The 19,246-nt window shown below is 28.7% G+C and carries 16 protein-coding genes and 1 tRNA gene; 12 read left to right on the forward strand and 5 right to left on the reverse strand.

The features are described from left to right. Genes NPA11_RS02495 through secG form a run of 3 tightly spaced genes read right to left on the reverse strand, consistent with a single transcriptional unit; the run spans position 1 to position 3,199 of the window. On the reverse strand, positions 1–795 hold the full coding sequence (locus tag NPA11_RS02495; protein ID WP_257043296.1) for a tRNA1(Val) (adenine(37)-N6)-methyltransferase: 795 nt from the start codon (positions 793–795) through the stop codon (positions 1–3). An 8-nt stretch (positions 796–803) separates the two neighbouring features. Next, complete coding sequence (rnr, locus tag NPA11_RS02500) at positions 804–2,963, reverse strand: ribonuclease R (RefSeq protein ID WP_257043297.1); 2,160 nt, start codon at positions 2,961–2,963, stop codon at positions 804–806. Then, a complete protein-coding gene (gene secG, locus NPA11_RS02505; RefSeq protein ID WP_257043298.1) occupies positions 2,963–3,199 on the reverse strand; it encodes a preprotein translocase subunit SecG in 237 nt (78 codons plus the stop codon). The genes rnr and secG overlap by 1 nt, the downstream gene beginning before the upstream one ends. Positions 3,200–3,352: 153 nt before the next feature. Here secG and NPA11_RS02510 point away from each other — a divergent pair, with 153 nt between their 5' ends. From NPA11_RS02510 to NPA11_RS02530, 5 genes are all read left to right on the forward strand, one after another. Beyond that, complete coding sequence (locus tag NPA11_RS02510; RefSeq protein ID WP_257043300.1) at positions 3,353–3,622, forward strand: HPr family phosphocarrier protein; 270 nt, start codon at positions 3,353–3,355, stop codon at positions 3,620–3,622. 37 nt (positions 3,623–3,659) lie between these two features. Then, positions 3,660–4,589: an ABC transporter permease gene (locus NPA11_RS02515; RefSeq protein WP_257043302.1), complete on the forward strand. Its 930-nt coding sequence runs from the start codon at positions 3,660–3,662 to the stop codon at positions 4,587–4,589. Next, a complete protein-coding gene (locus NPA11_RS02520; RefSeq protein ID WP_257043304.1) occupies positions 4,582–5,649 on the forward strand; it encodes an ABC transporter permease in 1,068 nt (355 codons plus the stop codon). Before NPA11_RS02515 ends, NPA11_RS02520 begins: the two co-directional genes overlap by 8 nt. Positions 5,650–5,655: 6 nt before the next feature. Then, positions 5,656–7,674, forward strand: a complete 2,019-nt coding sequence (locus NPA11_RS02525) for an OppA family ABC transporter substrate-binding lipoprotein (protein WP_257043306.1) — start codon at positions 5,656–5,658, stop codon at positions 7,672–7,674. Positions 7,675–7,748: 74 nt separating this feature from the next. Next, positions 7,749–8,537 (forward strand): MAG0110 family membrane protein, encoded by a 789-nt coding sequence (locus NPA11_RS02530; protein ID WP_257043308.1) that lies wholly within the window; start codon positions 7,749–7,751, stop codon positions 8,535–8,537. 34 nt (positions 8,538–8,571) lie between these two features. Here the strand turns inward: NPA11_RS02530 and NPA11_RS02535 are convergent, their stop codons facing one another. Continuing rightward, on the reverse strand, positions 8,572–9,945 hold the full coding sequence (locus NPA11_RS02535; protein WP_257043310.1) for an MnuA family membrane nuclease: 1,374 nt from the start codon (positions 9,943–9,945) through the stop codon (positions 8,572–8,574). Positions 9,946–10,135: 190 nt separating this feature from the next. Between NPA11_RS02535 and hisS the strand changes: the two genes are divergently transcribed. The 7 genes from hisS (at position 10,136) to obgE (ending at position 19,073) form a co-directional block, all read left to right on the forward strand. Then, positions 10,136–11,476, forward strand: a complete 1,341-nt coding sequence (gene hisS / locus NPA11_RS02540; RefSeq protein ID WP_257043311.1) for a histidine--tRNA ligase — start codon at positions 10,136–10,138, stop codon at positions 11,474–11,476. 9 nt (positions 11,477–11,485) lie between these two features. Continuing rightward, positions 11,486–13,183 carry an aspartate--tRNA ligase gene (aspS, locus tag NPA11_RS02545; RefSeq protein ID WP_257043312.1) on the forward strand — a complete coding sequence of 566 codons (1,698 nt, stop codon included), beginning with the start codon at positions 11,486–11,488 and terminating at the stop codon, positions 13,181–13,183. A gap of 84 nt (positions 13,184–13,267) precedes the next feature. Beyond that, positions 13,268–13,468, forward strand: coding sequence for a 50S ribosomal protein L32 (gene rpmF / locus NPA11_RS02550; protein ID WP_257043314.1), 201 nt, complete (start codon positions 13,268–13,270; stop codon positions 13,466–13,468). Positions 13,469–13,556: 88 nt separating this feature from the next. Beyond that, a complete protein-coding gene (gene ruvA / locus NPA11_RS02555) occupies positions 13,557–14,156 on the forward strand; it encodes a Holliday junction branch migration protein RuvA (RefSeq protein WP_257043315.1) in 600 nt (199 codons plus the stop codon). Beyond that, positions 14,095–15,087 (forward strand): Holliday junction branch migration DNA helicase RuvB, encoded by a 993-nt coding sequence (ruvB, locus tag NPA11_RS02560; protein WP_373457154.1) that lies wholly within the window; start codon positions 14,095–14,097, stop codon positions 15,085–15,087. Before ruvA ends, ruvB begins: the two co-directional genes overlap by 62 nt. A gap of 44 nt (positions 15,088–15,131) precedes the next feature. Then, positions 15,132–17,717, forward strand: coding sequence for a protein translocase subunit SecDF (secDF, locus tag NPA11_RS02565; protein ID WP_257043316.1), 2,586 nt, complete (start codon positions 15,132–15,134; stop codon positions 17,715–17,717). A gap of 90 nt (positions 17,718–17,807) precedes the next feature. Next, the gene (gene obgE, locus NPA11_RS02570; protein WP_257043317.1) at positions 17,808–19,073 is read left to right on the forward strand and encodes a GTPase ObgE; all 1,266 of its coding nucleotides are present in this window, start codon (positions 17,808–17,810) and stop codon (positions 19,071–19,073) included. A gap of 78 nt (positions 19,074–19,151) precedes the next feature. On the opposite strand, the gene NPA11_RS02575 is transcribed toward obgE, so the two are convergent. Continuing rightward, positions 19,152–19,235: transfer RNA gene (locus tag NPA11_RS02575), tRNA-Leu, on the reverse strand. Between the last annotated feature and the right edge of the window lie 11 nt (positions 19,236–19,246).

Consider the following 19,246-nt stretch of genomic DNA (forward strand, 5'->3'; position numbering starts at 1 on the left):
CTATATTTTAATTGGTTTATATAATTCTTTAATTTCAGGTAAATATTCATGATCGATTTTATTGTTTGAATCGTGCAGATACAAATTTGGTAAAAAATGTGATCCTCAACCAGCTTGATAGCGAGCTTCTAAGAGCACAAATTTCGCTTTATCTTGAATTCTTGTGTATATAAATTGAATTCTCTTTGGTTCAAATTTATATTTTCTTAATAATTCAAACAAATCAACTAAACGCTCAATTGGCATAACCAAGGTTAAAAAACCTTTTTGCTCAATAATTTTCGAACACCCTTGAATAAGTTGCTCTAGTGTCATTTTAATTTCATGAGTGGCAATGAGTTTTTCGCTAGAAGCCTTTTTTGAAACTTTAGTTTTATCAAAGTGATAAAAAGGTGGGTTGCAGAAAATGCTTTGATATTTACGGGTAGCTGTTTTAGTTAAATCTTTATAAAAATCATTAAAATCAGCATTAATGATTTTAATTTGTTTATCTAATTGATTTATTTTCACGTTAAATTGTGCCAATCGGCTTGCACTGTCTTGAATTTCAAGAGCATCAATTTTTAATTTCTCGCTCCGCGAAGCTACAAATATTGATAAGGCGGCATTATTGGTACCTATTTCTAAAGCTCGAGTAATTTTTTTATTTAAATAAATAAAATTACCAAGCAAAATAGTATCAACCGAATAATTGAACATATCTTTATCTTGATAAACTCACAAATTAGAATTAAAGCCTAATGAATTTTTGATTAATTTCCGGTGTTTGAGCTCTTCTGGCAAGTCTTTTATCACGTTCTTGATTATCCTTTTTTTACTTTATTTAAATATTGTTCATATTGTGAGGTGAGAACGCAATCAACTTTTCCTTCAACTAAATCAACATTAATAACAGTAACTTCAACAATATCACCAATGGTATATGTTTTTGTTTTGCTAAATAATTTAGTTGAATTTTCGTTTAATTCAAAATCACCGTCAAATAAATTACTTTTATGCACTAATCCACTAGCTTTAAAATCAAATTCAACAAAGAAACCAAAATTTAAAACACTAAAAATTTGAGCCTTATAACTTTGTCCAATTTTGCTTTTTAAATATTCGGCGAACTTTAAATCGTTCACCTTTCTTTCAACTTGAACGGCTTTTTGTTCACTAGCGGTATTAAGATTTGCAAAATGTTCTAGTTTAGCTGTAAGCTTGTCAAGATCAAGGGGTTTTTTATCAATAATATAATCCCTAATAATCCGATGGATTACTAAATCTGGATAGCGACGAATTGGAGAGGTAAAATGACAGTAAAAATCACTAGCCAGACCAAAGTGTTTAATGTTTTTGTGTGAATAAACTGCTTTTTGCATGGTTCTTAAAAATAATAATTTCACAAAATCATCATCACGATTGGTTTTAACTTTTTCAACAAAATCAGCAAATAATTTAGGAGTAATTTGATAATGCTTAAACTCAGGAGTTGGTAAATTAACCACTTCTAGTGAATTAGTAAGCGTAGTGAGTTTTTCTTCGTTTGGAATTTCGTGCACCCGATATAAAAGGGGTAATTTAGCATCAAACAAGGTTTGAGCAACTATTTCATTAGCCCGTACCATAAAGTCTTCAATTAGTACTTCACTAAATCCACGTTTATTAACGATAATATCTTTTACAAAACCATGTTCATCAAGTTTAATTTTGGGTTCATCAATTTCAAAATCAATGTATCCTTGCTGAGTTTTTCAAGCATGAATAATTAAACTTAACTCCTTAGCGTGCTCAAGCATATTAGACAATTCCTCACTTAATTCAGGGTGAAATGGAGTATCTATTAAACCTGTTTTATAAAAGTTATTAACTTGTTTGTAAGTTAATCTAAATTTACTATTAATTATGGCTGGAAAAATTTTGCTTGAAACATTTTTCCCGTTTGAATCAATCTCCATTTCACAAGCAAGTACAAAACGATCTTGGTTCGGATTAAGCGAACAAATTCCATTTGATAATTTTTCAGGAAGCATAGGAATGACACGATCAACTAAATAAGTACTAGTTCCGCGTGAAAGAGCTTCTTGATCAAGTAAGGTGTCTTCTCTAACATAATAAGAAACATCAGCAATATAAACGCCTAATTTTCAGTTTCCATTTACAAGCTTTTTCACATTTATAGCATCATCAAAGTCTTTAGTATCTTCACCATCAATTGTGACAATAAGCTTATTTCTTAAATCAACTCGTTGCGATAAATCTTCATTATAAATATCATCAGGAATATCATGAATTTCACTTGCAAGTGAACTTGGAAATCCATCTGGTGATTTAATAGATTCTAAATAAGCTTTAACAAAAACCATTGGGTCAGCTTCATTTGTAATCACTTTTTCTACACTAATAAAGACAATTTTGCCATCATATTTAAGAATTTTAGCAATCACTAAATCATTTAATTTATATTTAATTTCTGAAGGCATTAATGCTCAGGTGCAATTTTTAAATCTTAAATCAGTCGGTAAAAAGTACAATGTGTGATTTTTATTTTTAATAAAACCAATAATTGTGTCGTTTTTCCGTTCTAAAATGTGAGTAATCACTCCATAAGTAAGCTTGTTGGGGTCATGCGGATTTACATAAATATTAACCTGCACGATATCATTGGTAATAGCACCATTAAAATTAAAAGGTTTAATAAAAACACTTTGTTTAGTTTTATTTTCATTGTCAATATCATAATCAACAAACCCATAATTTCCTTTAGATGAAGCATAAAAAACTCCTGAAGTAGTAGAAATTAATTCAGGAGCATAATATTCATCTTTTTCGTTTCGAAAAACCTTGCATTCTTTTTGTAAGACCCCTAAAATTTTATTTAGCTCATGATTATCCTTGGGTCTAATTTTGAAAAAACGGGCAATTTCAAGGAAACTTTTGCTTTTTGAATTTTTTATAAACTTGTATATATCTTCAATTTTCATTATTTAACAAAATAAATTCTAAGAACAATTGAACCAATAAGCACTAATGCACCTAAGATCATCATTGAATATTTTAGAATTTTCTTAACTCCTCTTTCTTTTGATACTTTAAATAATTCCAAGTCTCCAGATCCAACCAAAGCACCTGAAAAACCGTTAGAATCTGGTGACATTAATAGTGAAATTACAATAATAAAGAAGGAAATTATAATTAATAAAATTGTTAAAATACCCATAAATTAGCTCCTTGAAACATTTTAAGTATATAATACCATTTTTTGAATGAATTCAACCTTTCTTTTGTATATTCAATAAAATTAGCAAAATATTGCATAAATTTGCTATAATTTTTAAATTCAAAATAAACATTTTTTAAAGTAAGGATACTTATGAAAGAATTAACAGTTATAATTACCGATCCTATTGGTTTACACGCACGTCCAGCTTCAAACTTAGTGACTACTGCAACTAAATTCTCATCAAATATTAAACTTGTTCACGGAACAAAAGAAGCCAATTTAAAATCAATTATGAATGTGATGGCTTTAGGTGTAAAAAGTGGAGCTGAAGTCACATTTAAAGTTGATGGAGTTGACGAAGAAGCTGCTTTAAAAGCAATTGAAGCAGTAATTGAAAAAGAAAACATTGCCCAAAAATAAAGATCGCCTCAAAGCGGTTTTTTTGTAGAAAGATCAAATGAAAACATTAAACATAGTACTAAAAAAAGGATTATGAGGACTTGTTTCTTTATTTTTAATGCTAAGTCTTTCTTTTTTTATTTTGTCTTTTATTATTTCACCGTTTGGTAATATATTAAGCAATTATTTTGCTTATTTAGTTTCAATTATCACTTTTAAATTTGGCTGAATTCTCAATACAAATAATGCTAATTCATTTGATAGCGTATCTTATTTTTATAACTTTTATTTTGCCAAGAGTTTATTACTAATCATCCCTTCATTTGTGGTTTCTTTTTTATTTGGAATTGTTTTTGGGAGCGCTAGTGCTTATATTAAAAATAAATATTTAGATAATTTTATTGTGGCATTTTTGCATTTATTTTCGTCATTACCAATTTTTATTTTAGCTCCTATTTTAATTATTTATTCAGAACAAATCAATTGACCTTCGCTCATAATCGAACCAGGTGAATATGCGTTAGGATCTGTGATTCAAAGCTTATTTTTTCCTAATTTACTCATTTTTGTGGTTTGTGTATCCTTTTTTGCTCTCAAAGTCAAAGAATCTACTAGTCAAGTTCTTAATCAAACATACATAAAATTTGCTCGAGCAAAAGGGGTAAGTGAAATAAAAATTTTCTTTAATCATGTCCTTAAAAATAGCTTTGTCAATTTTGCTTCTTCGATTACTGTATTATATGCTTTTGTACTTTCGTACTCAATAATTGTGGAAAGAGTATTTCAACTTCAGGGACAAAGTATTATTTTAATTAATGCTTTTGATCAAGGCGAAATGTATTTAATTTTATATTTTATTTTTTCGACAGTAATTTCAATCATTGTATTTCAACTCTTTATAGAATTGATCTTAGTATGAGCAAATCCAGTTTATAAAGATAATGTTTATCAAGCTATTTTTAATTTCAAAAGGAGACAAAATGCATAAAAAGTTTTCGTTTGTTTCTTTTGATAATTCAAATATTGATCAACTCGGACAAATGCAACAAACCAACCATTCATTGATTAAAAAGTTTTTTAAAAATAAACTTAATTTAAGTCTAATTATTCTACTCGCTGGATTGCTTTTAATTATCTGAATTACAAATTTATCATATCAAAGTTCTAGCTATACACCAATGCATGATAGTTTTTTAACTTACAATCTTCCTTCTTCACTATCACCAATAACAACAAGAACCTTTGACAAAGGTTCGTTCACAGATTATTTATTTAAACTTCAAGCTCAAGGCACTATTACTTTAGATAGAATTAAAAATTTTCAATCAACTTATACTCTAACTTATAATCCATATCAACTTATTCAAGCAATTACTAATCAAAAACTTTTTTATTTACTTGGAACAAATCAAAACGGAGTTGATAATCTAGCTATTCTACTTAATTCTTTTTCACTAACCTTTTTAATATTGATCATATCCACACTAATTCAGGGAGTTTTAGGAATTTATATCGGTACTACTTTAGGATATTTTTACCAAGGTAAAACATCTAAAGTATCATTTTGAGCGATTAGTGTTTTTATGATTATTCCATTTTTATTCTTGAACATTATTATTTTTAATTTAACTGGATATTCATTTACTAAAGCAATTTTAATTTTAGGTCTAATTGGATTTTTCTCTATTTTCTACTTTGCATATAACAATGCTGTTCTTGTGGTACAAAAGCAATATATCCTTGCTTATCGGGTTTTAGGATTGAGTTCGTGAAAAATTATTTATCGAATTGTTAAGGTGAACTTTTTTACTTGCTTACCACTTTTAGCTGAGCAGCTTTCTCTCGGATTGATTGCCCTTGCTTCGTTATCTTTTTTTAATATAAAAGATATTTATCAATATTCAAATATTGGGAATTTATACAAACAAATTATTGATAACCCTTCAAATATTAGTTTATTTGTTTGTACTTTTATCATTTCCATTTTATTTATTATTTTATTAAAGTTAATAGCAAGTAAAATTGCTCATAACTTTTGAAATAGATAGGAAACAATGAAATATAAAAAACTTTTTTGGCTATTTTCTCCAATTTTATTGACTCCTTTTTTAGTTGCATGTACATCCCCTTCGCAAATTAAAAAGAAGCAAAATTACTTGCGTAATTATAATTATCCAAATCAATATGCTAACGGAATCCTACCAATTTTTGAGAATAAAAAAGTTCAAAATGATATTGAAAAAGCTCTTTTTGCGCCTCTTCTAAAATACAATTCTTTTGATAATTTAATTGTTGATAAAGTTAATAACGTGATTGCTCAATCATCAAAAAGTCATTTATCTTTTTATTTGGCTAAATCAATTGAACTAAATTTTGATAATAAAACATCATTAACCTATACAAATGACAATTTTATTAATAATACTAATCGTTCAAATCAATATATAACTAATCTTTCATCTAATGACATCACTTCAATTAATCACCCTGATCTTTGAACCAATATGAAAAAAGCAACAAGTATTGTCTTTGAGATTAAGGATAATGTTTATTACTCAAAATACAATGGACAACAAACTCAAATTAAATTAAGTGCTCAAGATTTAATTTCAAACTTAACTCCACAAATTAAGCAAATATTTGAAAATAATTATGGTGTTACATTAAGTGGCAAAGGCAATTTACTTACCATTATTTCGACTAAAAAATTAGCCGATAATTTTATTAAACATGAATTAATGCAAAATATGATTTTCAACCCTTTTCCTTCTTTAAATCAGGGCAAAGGCAATTTTCAAGATTGATTATATGTTTCTAAATATTTACCTTATATTAATCGAATTGACTCTCTAAAATTAATTAAAAACAAATTTTCTGCTGACGATAAATTTAATCAAGCATTAAACACAATTGAAGAGATTTCATTAAAATTTAATCCAACTCCATTAGATATTGAAACATTTAGAATTCAACAATTACGTTCATTTCGACAAAATTTAATTTCTGAAGCTCCATTCGAAATATTTAACAATATTCAAAAGGAAGATATTTTAAGTCGTTCACGACAATATGGTTTGAGAGAGTTTTTTAAAAATAATAACTTACAAATTAATCAGCACTTTTTCTTTGCTAATTCTTTCGATCCACAAAAATCAGATAAATTCAACACTGATTTTAAAAACTTTTATTTTCAAAACAATCAAAATGCTTATTTATTTCGCTATTATTTAAGTCGAATTTATTCATTATTTGCTCGAGCAATTTATTTGGATAATGAATATTACTGAAATTCACTTGCATTACCATTAACTCAACTAAATAACAATGCAAATGAGCAAAGCAATATCAAAACTTTAAGTGATGCATATACTCAAATCAATCAACAAGATATTTATTTTTATTCAAAAAACACAGAAAAAAAAGTTAATTATTTTGATTTGAGAAATTATTATTTTGACCAAAATCATATTTTAGATTTTAATAAGGCATTACCAAATATTGAATTTGATCAAATTAAGAACGAACTTAATTTGATCATTAATCAATATTTGGCTGGATCTAATCAAGAATTTATTTTTTCAGTCCCAATTTTAGATACTAATTCAGAGCGAGAAAATACTTTATATCAATACTATGTAGATTTAGTAAATACCATTTCTCCACATTTAAAATCTAAATTAGAACAAGTTTCTCAGCAATACCTTGAGAAAAATAATTATTTTATTAGCTATCAAATTTTTGAATATCAGGATAATTCACTTGAAAGTTTTATTAAATTTATTTGAGAAAATCCATTAACAAATGTTTATTTAAATCCTCAGAATTCCTTTAATAATTATCCAATTCTCAGTTCAATTAACTTTGATTTACAAAAAGCTCTGCAAATTGTTAAAACTAAAGATCTGAAAAGTCAAATTAATTTAATTAATGAATTGAACAATTTAATTCCACTTCCTTTTGATCCCAAGAACGTTGATAATTCAAAAAGTCTTTCAAAAATCATTGTGCAAAATTATTATCAGTTCCCACTATCCAGTGATGGAATAATTAATTTTGAAGATATTACAATCTAACATGAATTCATTTATTTTACTCAGCTAAAAAATTGATTTTTTGTTGGTTAAAAAATATATAATATTAAATTATGATGAATAATCCTTTCTCAAAACAAAATTTTACTAATATTGAAATTGTTAATGTATCGCAATCGCATAAAAAATATTTTGCTTTTACTTTTTTAACTTTCGCTATTAGTATTGTATTGTTCACACTATTAATAATTGCTGATTTTTTCATTTTAGGTTGGGTTTATACTAACTATTCGGAAAAAATGTTTTTTGTTTATTTGGCGATGATGGTTTCAACTTTAGTGTATTTTGTCGTGTCCATTTCCTATAGTTTTTCAAGGGAACGTGGTCTGATAATTACCTTTTTATATTGATTGGCAGTTCAAATTACTTTACCTTTACTGATTTCGTTTGGTCTTTTATATTTATGAATAATTGGAGATTTAAATTATCAAGTTATTATCACAATCCTTGTAGTCCCAGCTCTAATTATTCTAATTACTGGTGTGTTATCGTATTTTGATTTAGTTGATTTAACAAAAATTTGAAAAGTTATTGTATTTTTATTTTCAATTATTGTAATTACAATTCTAATTTCAATTGTTTTATACTTTACTTTATCAAGACAAGAAAAACAAACCTCAACTTGATATAGATCAATTGATTTTATCTTGCCAGTGCTTTATACAGTCTTTTTAACATTTAGTACATTCTTCACCTGAAGACAAGTATTGCTAAGATCTCAGTATCTTGACATAACTGATAATTCAAAAATTTTCAAATCAGCTTTAGCAAGTGGAATTGATCTTTTTGTTAATTTTGCATTACTGGTTTATTTTATACTATCGATTTTTATAAGAAGAAGATAAGAAATAAAAAAATACTTTTTAAAAAAGTATTTTTTTATTTCTTGAATTTAACCGATAATCACACTGGTAAATGATCTGATACTTTGTTTCTAAGAATAAATCAAATGTTGTTTGAACTCTTATCCACTTTAGAGCCTGCGTTAAGTTTTGATCTGTAAATTCGCTCGTATTCCCTATTGACATAATCTTTAAACTCGCTATTTTCAAAGTATTTTTTGAAAATGTCATATTTAAATAAATCATGATTTTTTGGTTCCTGAACTAAAGACTTAGAATCATAAAACATACGATCATATGGTTCTGAATATGCTCCATCATAATCTCCATCCTTAACAAATTTTCTAATATTTGCTGGTGATTTTAATGATGTAGACGCTGAAGCATCATCGTTTCAACCGCTTAAATAACCAGAAGTAATTAAATTAGCAAATATATCAGATGAGTTTTTAGGAATATTAGTATCCCCACCAAAAATAATGTTTTGAGCGCCGTTTTGCTCAAAAAAATCAAATACTTTGTCTAGATTATATGCCTCAGCACCCTCTTGTGAACCAATTGATCTGCTTAATCGAGCTCCTACTGGAAGTTCATAATCTAAATCAACAAAGCTAACTTCGTCTCCTTTTTTACCTGGAGAATCAAAGTGATCAAAAATAGTGGTGAAACTTCTTTGAGTTCCTTTTATCTGAAACATAGCTCCAAACGGTGGACGCACGTAGCTAGTTATTTGTTCATCACTAGTTGGATAATCTATTTCGTCTTGGAAAGATTTTTCAACGCTTCCATCGCTAAATTCTAATGAATTGAGTTTGTTAGTATCATATAAAATTACCACCGATTCTTGAACACTGCCAGATGAGTTAGGATTATACTGGTTTTGTGGTTGAGAAACCATAGCGTATTTACGATTTGAAAGAGAATTAAGTTTTTGAACTATTAAATTCACTGATTCATATTGACCATTATTAATTTCAGTTAATCCGATAACATCAGCATTAATTTCTGAAAGAACTTTACTAATAATTGAAACTTTAAATTGATTATCATAATTTTGTCTATTTGGATAATTTAAAATATTTCAATGAACAATTTTGACTCCTTCAGCGTCTTGGATTCTTGGCGAAGAACCTCTTGCTCGTCTCGAAGTGGATGCATACGAGTAATTTTTCTGATGATTTGGTTCGTACTCAACAATTTTATCAGATGGATTAGCAATTTTATTTTGTTTGAGATATTGCGAAATATTATCATCAATTTCTTTAATCGAATCAGCAATAGACTGATAAACAAGATCATTATTTTTCTTATTTGGGCGATCTTGCTCTGTGTTGCAAGATGCTAAAAACAACACTGGAATTACACTACTTGTAACAATACTTAATAACTTAAACACTAGTAACTTTTTCATACATAACTTATTATATTTTTGATTTTTTAATAACCAACAAAAAATATTTTTTTCTTTGCTAATTTATGGAAATGTACCCATATCCAAACAGTAATATATTAGGTCTTGCCCTTACTTGGTAAAACTCTGTTTTTTATTAGAGTTAAATAATGTAAAATTAAAATAGTTTAACTAATTGAAAAGGGGTTATATGATTAATAAAGTTAAAGGAACTATTGATTATTCGATTGATCATTTTAATAAAAAAAGAGAGATTCTTTCTGCATTTGAAACCTTAGTTGAATACTTTGGATTTTCGTTGGTTGAAACTCCAATTATTGAATATGCTGAACTATTTCAAAGAAGCAATCAAAATAGTGATATGGTCCAAAAAGAAATGTTCACTTTTAAGGATAAAAGTGGACGCGAAATTGTTCTAAGACCTGAAGGAACTGCTTCATTTGTCCGTGCTTTTATCGCTAATAAATGATATGCACAAACTGAAATTGATAAATTCGCTTATCATGGCCCAATGTTCCGTTATGAAAGACCACAAAGTGGACGCTATAGACAATTTTATCAAGCCGGAGTTGAGTTTGTCGGTCCTAAAACTCCATTACGAGATGTTCATGTGATTTGTACAGCTCAATTTTTAATCGATCTTATAGCTTTTAAAAAAGGAACTGAGATTAAGCTACACATCAATTCAATTGGTGATGAACAAACTCGAACTAAATTTCAAGAAGCATTAAGAGAATTTTTAATCCCATATAAAGATCAGCTTAGTGAAATTTCACAAGAAAGACTAGAATCAAAAAACGTATTAAGAATTTTAGATGATAAAGTTGATTCTAAATTACCTTTCATGGAAAAAGCTCCTAAAATTTCTGATTTTTACTCAGAAGAATCAGAAAAATATTTTGAGTCTGTCCTTTCGTTGCTAGATTCTTATGAAATTGATTATGAAGTGGATCATAATTTAGTACGTGGATTAGATTATTATGACGAAATTGTTTTTGAATTTATCTATAAAACTAAAGATATTGAAGCAACTTTAATTGGTGGTGGGAGATATTCAAATTTAATCGCTGAATTAAACGGTCCAGAAATATCAAGCGTTGGATTTGGGTTTGGAGTTGATCGCTTCATTGAACTTTTAAGTCCAGAATTAGAAGAGCCTGAAGATATTCAAAGAACTCATATTGTGCCTAATATCGGAAGAGTTCCAAATCCGCTAGTTTTAATGGGTGCTTCAGAAAAAATGAGCACGCTTGAAAAGCTTTATAAATTGTATTTATATTTTAACCTTGAAGGTGGAAGTGTTAAAATTAATTTTATTCCTGAATTAACTAAGAGCAAAAAATTATTTGAATTAGCTCAAAAGCAAAAAGTACAATTTATGATTTATGAAGATCCAAAAATTTCAGATCCTGAAGTAGTTGTGTTTAAAAACATGCGTACAAACAAGAAAAAGAAAATTGATCTTTCTGAAGGCGTTTCAGGACACGATGAATTTTTAGAACTTTTAATGTCATATGATGATGAATTTTAAAAGGTAATTATGAATAAGGTAATTAAAAATAATCAATTAAGACTTTCTGATCAAGGTAAGGAAGTGACTTTATATGGTTGGGTAGCAAACAAAAGACGCTTTGGTGAGCTCAATTTTGTTGATTTAAGAGATAAATATGGAATAACACAATTAGTTTTTAATCACCCAATTTCATTTTCAAAAGAAAGTGTCCTTGAAGTAACAGGAATTGTTGTAAAAAGAAAAGATCCTAATCCTACACTTGAAACTGGTGAAATTGAAATTAATGTTCAATCGTATAAAGTGCTCTCTGCTTCAGCTGAATTACCTTTTGCTATTAAAGACGATCTTGAAACTAAAGAAGATTTGCGTTTAAAATATCGTTTCTTAGATCTTCGCCGTCCAATTATGCAAAAAACTATTAAACTTAAAAATGATTTGTTTTTTGCCATTCGTGAATTCATGCACTCAAATGAGTTCACTGAAATTGAAACTCCCGTGCTAGCTAAAGCAACCCCAGAAGGAGCAAGAGATTTTTTAGTACCAACACGAAATCAAGGTGAGTTTTTTGCATTACCACAATCTCCGCAACTATTCAAACAATTATTAATGATTTCGGGATTTGAAAAATACTATCAATTTGCTCGTTGTTTTAGAGATGAAGATTCACGAAAAGATCGTCAACCTGAATTTACTCAACTTGATATTGAAACAAGTTTTTTAAGTGTTGAATTATTTATGAGTATTATTGAAAAACTATTTCAACATTTTATGAAAAAAGTTATGAATGTTGAAATTACTATTCCATTTCAAAAACTCAAATTTAATGATTGCATTCGTGATTATGGAACTGATAAACCTGACTTAAGATTTGATAATAAAATTGTAAATATTAACAATTTTTGCAATGATTCAGATTTTGATATTATTAAAAACGCTCCTTCGAAACGTCTTTTGGTAATTGATGAAATTATTAATAAAAAACAATTTAAATCACTAGAAGAAATTGCAAAGAAAAATAAAGCAAACATTTTATTTTATTTCACTATAGAAAATGGTGAGCTTAAGGACACAAATTTTGCAAAAAAAGTACCGCAAAGTGTTGAAAAATTAATCACTCAAATTAACAAACAAACTGGAACATATTTTATCGTTGCTAATGAATACGAAAACGCTTCTCAAGCACTTGGAGCATTAAGAGTTGAGTTAAATGAGCAATACAATTGAGCAAGAGATGAATACAATTTTGCTTGAATCATTGATTGACCAATGTTTGAATATGATAAAGAAACTAATACCTGAGAGGCAGCACATCATCCATTTACCCAGTTTGATAACACTCTTGAAGAAATTGATCAACTTCCTAAAAATCAACTTAAAGCTAAAAGTTATGATTTAGTTTTAAACGGTTTTGAACTTGGTTCAGGATCGGCACGTATTTACGATCGTCAAATGCAGGAAAAAATGTTTGAACTTATCGGAATGGATAAACAAGCACAAGAACATAAATTCGGTTTTTTCCTTAAAGCACTTGATTTTGGGGTTCCGCCACACTGTGGAATTGGGCTAGGGATTGATCGTTTAACTATGATTTTAACCCAGCACAAAACAATTAGAGATGTTATTGCTTTTCCTAAAAACGCTAAAAGTCAAGACGTATTCACAAATGCTCCTTCAGGAGTAGAGCAGGATCAATTAGACGAATTATTTCTTAAAATAAAGAAATAAATTATCTAAAATTTTACTTATCAAATTACTTTTTTAAGTTATAATTAAAAAGCATTTATAAAAACCACAATAAGGAGGGACCAAATGGCTATAGTACCAAAAAGAAAAACATCTAAACAACGTAAACACAAAAGAAACAGTCACTCTGCTTTAGAAATGCCAAACCTTGTTTCATGTAAAAATTGTACACAAATGATCGAACAGCATGTTGTATGTAAATTTTGTGGTTTTTACAAAGGTAAAAAGGTTCAAGGATACGTTGCACTTAACGATCGAATTCAATAATTAATTTTATAATAGAAAATAACTGGAAAAATCTTTTTTCTAGTTATTTTTTTTATTCTCTTTATTAACTAAACGAAAAGAGGTTAAAATGTTACTTTATAAATTAGGTGAAATTGTATATAAAAAGAATAATAATTTGATTCTTGAATCTAAGTCTGAAGGGCACATTGTGGTTGTCTCGAATGAATCAAGATATCAAGTTCACGATAAAATTAAAATGTATTTTTATGAATATAATACTGAATACAATAAAACGACATACGGATTCAAAGATTTTAAAGAGCGATTATTATTTATTGATTTAATTTCAATTGATAAAATTGGTCCTAAAATCGCAATGAACATTCTCGATAAAGGTTGGGAATATGTTGCTGAACTAATTTCACAAGAAAACTGACAAGAAATTGCAAAATTTCCGTTTATTAGTGAAAAAACTGCTCGTTTTCTCTGTGTAGAATTAGCGAATAAATGAACCAAAATAATGAACAAACAAATTAAAGATAATAGTGCAACTCAATCACAATTAAAACAACTTAGTGAAACATTAAATACTTTAGGTTTCAAGAAAAAACAAATTGATTTTGCAGTTACTAAAGTTGATACATCAAAAACACTAGAAGAAATGATTGAGCAAAGTATTGAAATCATCGCAACAAACCAAAATGAAATCAATATTGCGTCCGCATAATTTTAAATCATTCATTGGCCAACGTAAATTAATTAAAACAATCCAAGCGATGATTGACAGTTCGCAAAAACAAAATAAAATTTTAGATCATATTTTACTCCACGGATTACCGGGTTTAGGTAAGACTACTCTAGCCACAATTATTGCAAACGAAAATAATAAGAATATTCATTATATTCAAGGTGCAAACATTGAGAAAAAGTCAGATATTATTTCAGTCCTTTCGTTGGTAAAAGAAGGAGATATTGTCTTTATTGATGAAATTCACAGCATTAATAAAATCGTGGTCGAATTTCTTTATAATGCCATGGAAGATTTTGTTTTTGATCTGATTATTGGCGTCGATTCAAACGCCAAAGCTATTCGCATGAAAATTAAGCCATTTACTTTAATTGGAGCTACAACTAAAATAAATGAAATATCTCAACCATTGAAAGATCGCTTTGGTTTTATCGGAAGATTTGTCAATTATGATATCAATGATTTAATGACCATAATTAAAAATTCAGCTCATGCATTAGAAATTGAGATTCCTGAAAATCAGGTAAAAATCATTGCATCATATTCGCGATCAACACCCAGAATTGCTAATCATTTATTAAGTCGGATTAAGGATTTTGCTATTTCCTTAAATAATGGAATTATTGATAATAAGATTATTAAAAAGACATTCAATTTTCTCGAGTTGTATCCGTTAGGTCTTTCTAAAGATCATATTGAATATTTGCAAGTACTCCGTGAAGGATTTGATGAAAAAGCCGTTTCTCTTGATGTTATTACTGGACTTATCTCCACAAGTAAAGACAACATTTTGAATGATATTGAACCTATTTTGCTATATTTTAAGTTAATCGAAAAAAATTCAAGAGGTCGTAAAATCACCTCAAAAGGAGTTGATTATTTAATCAAAGAAAAGCTTTCAATAAACTAAAAGAAACGTCTTAAAAATGAATGTTTTTGGTAAAATATAGTAATATGAAACGCATTAAAGAATTTTTCAAGTTAAAAAATTGAAAAAGAATTTTAATCAGTGTTTTAACTCTTACATCTGCAGCAGTAACAATTGGCTTTGGAAGTAAATATTATATTTCTCAAAATGTTAATAAATCAATTGAATATGGTGGGGGGGTTGAAGTTGTTGTCCAAGTGTCATCAAATGGACAAAATGCTGATAAAACCTTAACTGAAAATGTTAATAAATTTCTTTTCGATCGTTTAACAGGTGGTACTGGTTTAAACGGAGTCTCTGTAAGTAGTGAAGGTGATGGAAAAATCCGAATCACTAAAAGTGGTCAAATAAACGATTCTCAAAAAGATCAATTCTTAAAAGAAATCACTAGCAAACCAACTTTAACTTTTACCGATTCAGATCTTAAACCATTATTTTATGATGGAGTTTTTGATGAAAACGGATCATTAAATAAAGGAGCTCCAGTTAATTGAATACCTCCTTTTGCTCCAAATGAAGCTAGAAGTTTAATTCAACAAGACGGAAAAAATATTGTTGAACTGAAATTGCTCAACCAAGAAGCTGTTAAACAATGAACAAGTGCTACTGAAAACATTTCCAAAAGACAAAATAAATCAATCTTAATGTGATTAAATATTTTAGAGTTAATCAATATTGCTAAAACTCAATATCCAAAAGATTGAGCTGAAGCAAGAGAAAACTTATGAAATTTTGTGCACGTGGGAAATAAACCTTTTGAAGTTATCACTGATCCAACTACACAACGTCCAATCGTTAGACAAAATCCATTCAAGAAAAATATAATTGATATCCAAGGTCGTTACCTAATTAGTGTTGCTTCTGTAGCAGCTCCATTAAACTCAGAAAAAATTATTATTAGTGGTAGCTTTACAAATAATGAAGCAAGGGATTTAGCTAATAGAATTAATTTTGGACTTAGTAATTATGATTTAACAATTGTTTCAAGTCATTATTTAGATTCAACTTTACAAAATAAAGCATTCTATTATGCAATGATTGCAGGATTATTAGTATTTATTGCTATTGCTGTATTTATGATCATTAATTATGGTTTACTTGGAATAATAAGCGCCTTTTCAATTTCTCTTTATATGTTCCTTGTATTACTTATTTTTACCGCGATCAAAGGCGAATATAGCCCTTCGACACTTGCTGCTTTAATTATCGGGATTGGAATTAGTGTTGATGCTAACGTTATTACGTTTGAGAGACTTAAATCTGAAGTATATTCAGGAGATTCGCTCGATAAATCGTTTAAAACGTCCAATCGACTTTCGCTTTCGTCAATTATTGATGCAAATATAACAACTATTATTATTGGATTTATTTTATTCTATTTAGGAACTAAAGAGGTTAAAGGGTTTGGAATTACACTCATTCTTTCAATTTTCTTTACCCTTGTTGTGATGCTTATCTTCACCCGTTTCCTTTCGACAATGATCGTAGGAACTGGTTTCTTTGATAAAAGATTATGAATGCTTGGAATTAGAAAAAACAGAATTAAGAACCCAGGGAAAATGACAATCAAAATTTCACAATTTGATTATTTAAAAAAGGCAAAATGATTTACTCTTGGTTCATTCATATTTATCATTATTTCTTTAGTTGTATTTGGTTCGATTGCTGGAACAAATAAATCGTTTTGAACCGGAATAAACAGATCGCTTGAATTTAGTGGAGGAATTAATATTTCAATTCCAGGTCAAAATGATTTTTTAACAAAAACGCAAGCCGAATCAATACGTAATGCAATTATTCAAAATTCTTCAAATATTAATTTAAAAGATCCGGCTGAAATAATTTCAATCAATAAAACAAGTTTATCAACCGAAAATTATGTAATCAACATTAAAACATCGCAAATTCTTTCCCAAGTACAAATTGCTCAAATTCGAGAATTAGCAAAAAACATAGTCGGAAGAGATATTTCAGCACAAGAATTGCAAATTCTACCTTCAGAAGCTTCAAAAATTGTTTTAAACGCTTTAATTGCTGTTGCTGTTGCATTTATTGGTATTATTGCGTATACATTAATTAGAATGAATTGAACCTTTGCTATAGCTGCTGTGTTAGGTCTTATGCACGACTTTATCATAGTTGTTGCTTTTGTAATTATTACTAGATTACAAATCTCAACCATTATTGTAGCTGCTATGCTTTCAATTATTGGTTTATCAATTAATGACACTATTGTTACCTTTGATCGAATTAGAGAAAAAATCAATAATGAATATCCAAATCAAATCTTGACCAAAGAAGAAATTAAGTCCATTGTGAATCAAGCGATTTCTGATACTTTAAAAAGAAGTCTATACACTTCTTTCTCTACAATTTTCGCAGTATTTATCTTATTAACTTTCGGAAGTGCAACTAATTTTGCATTTAATATTGTTATGTTATTTGGTATTTCGATTGGAGTTTATTCATCAATTTTCATTTGTTCATGAATTTGATCAAAACTTGAATTATTCAAACAAAAACAAATTCAAAGAAGAATTAATACTAGATACTGAGATATTTCACACCCAGATGAACAAACATTTGCTGGAATTAATGATTTTGAATATTAAACAACTTTTTAAAAGTTGTTTTTTTCTTGCACGTTAATTGAGAATTAAAAATATGGTATTATTTAGAAACTACTAATAAGGAGAAATTAAATGGCACGTTTTATTGATGAAATCACAATTCAAGTTCAAGCTGGCAAAGGTGGAAACGGTATGGTATCGTTCCGTAGAGAGGCCCACGTTGATAAAGGCGGGCCTGATGGTGGAGATGGTGGAAACGGTGGTGATATTTATTTTATTGCCGATCCAGGAAAAAACACTCTCCTTAGCTTTTATAAAAATAAAATCATTATTGCAAATGATGGAGTTAAGGGCGGGCCTAAAAATCTTTATGGAGCTAATGCTGAACACAAATATGTTAAAGTACCAATCGGAACTTTGGTGTACAATGGCAAAAAACTAGTAGCTGATATCATCGAACCCAACAAACCTTATCTTATAGCTAAAGGCGGAAAAGGTGGACGTGGAAATACTAAATTTAAAACATCTAAAAATACAGCTCCACGAATTTCAGAAAATGGAATGCCGGGCGAAAAATACGAAGCTAAAATTGTACTTAAAATTCTATCTGATGTTGGTATTGTTGGTAAACCAAGTGCAGGAAAAAGCACCTTACTTTCAGCTATTTCAAACGCAAAAGCAAAGATTGCTGATTATGATTTCACCACACTTGTTCCCCAATTAGGAATGGTGGAATTCCACGAAAAATCCTTTACAGTTGCTGATTTACCTGGTTTAATTAAAGGCGCTTCGTTAGGCAAAGGGTTAGGAATTCAATTTTTAAAACACATTGAGCGTTGCAGGGTTATAGCTCAAGTAATTGATTTTGGGAGTGAAGATAAAGATCCTATTTCTGATTACCAAACCATTAATAATGAACTTAAATCATACAACTATAAACTAGAAGAAAAACCTCAACTAATTATTGCTAATAAAAGCGATCTTCCTTCATTTCAAGAGAATTTAAGTAAATTCAAATCTCAATTTCCTAATTTAGAAGTTGTGGTGATTTCAGCAATTTTAAGAGAAAATTTGGAAAAAGTTAAACAAAAATTATGAGAAATAATTCAGGAAGTTTCTTTAAAACCGATTCAAGAAGAAGAACAAGAAGTAAAAGAAATTACTTTTGAACCTGATTATATTATTCATTCTCCTTATCGTGGACATTTTGATATCACGGGCAAAAAAGTGGAAGAGTTTTATCACAAAATTCCACTTAATTCTTATGATAATTTAGTTAGATTTAACAATATGATGAAGAAAATTGGAGTTTGAGACGAATTGCTTCGAAAAGGGATTAAACGTGGTGATACTGTTTCGATTTACGGGCACCAAATGGAATGAGAAGATGAAGAATAAGCTACCGTAAAGGTAGCTTATTTATATAAAAAACAGGATAATCAAATCCTGCTTTGGAATATTATAAAAAATATGTTTTGGTGCCCAAGACAGGACTTGAACCTGCACGGATTGCTCCAGCGGATTTTGAGTCCGCAGCGTCTACCATTCCACCACTTGGGCAGTAATGAAAT

This window comes from Mycoplasma sp. 1578d (assembly GCF_024582695.1).
Lineage (GTDB): Bacteria > Bacillota_I > Bacilli_A > Mycoplasmatales > Metamycoplasmataceae > Mycoplasmopsis.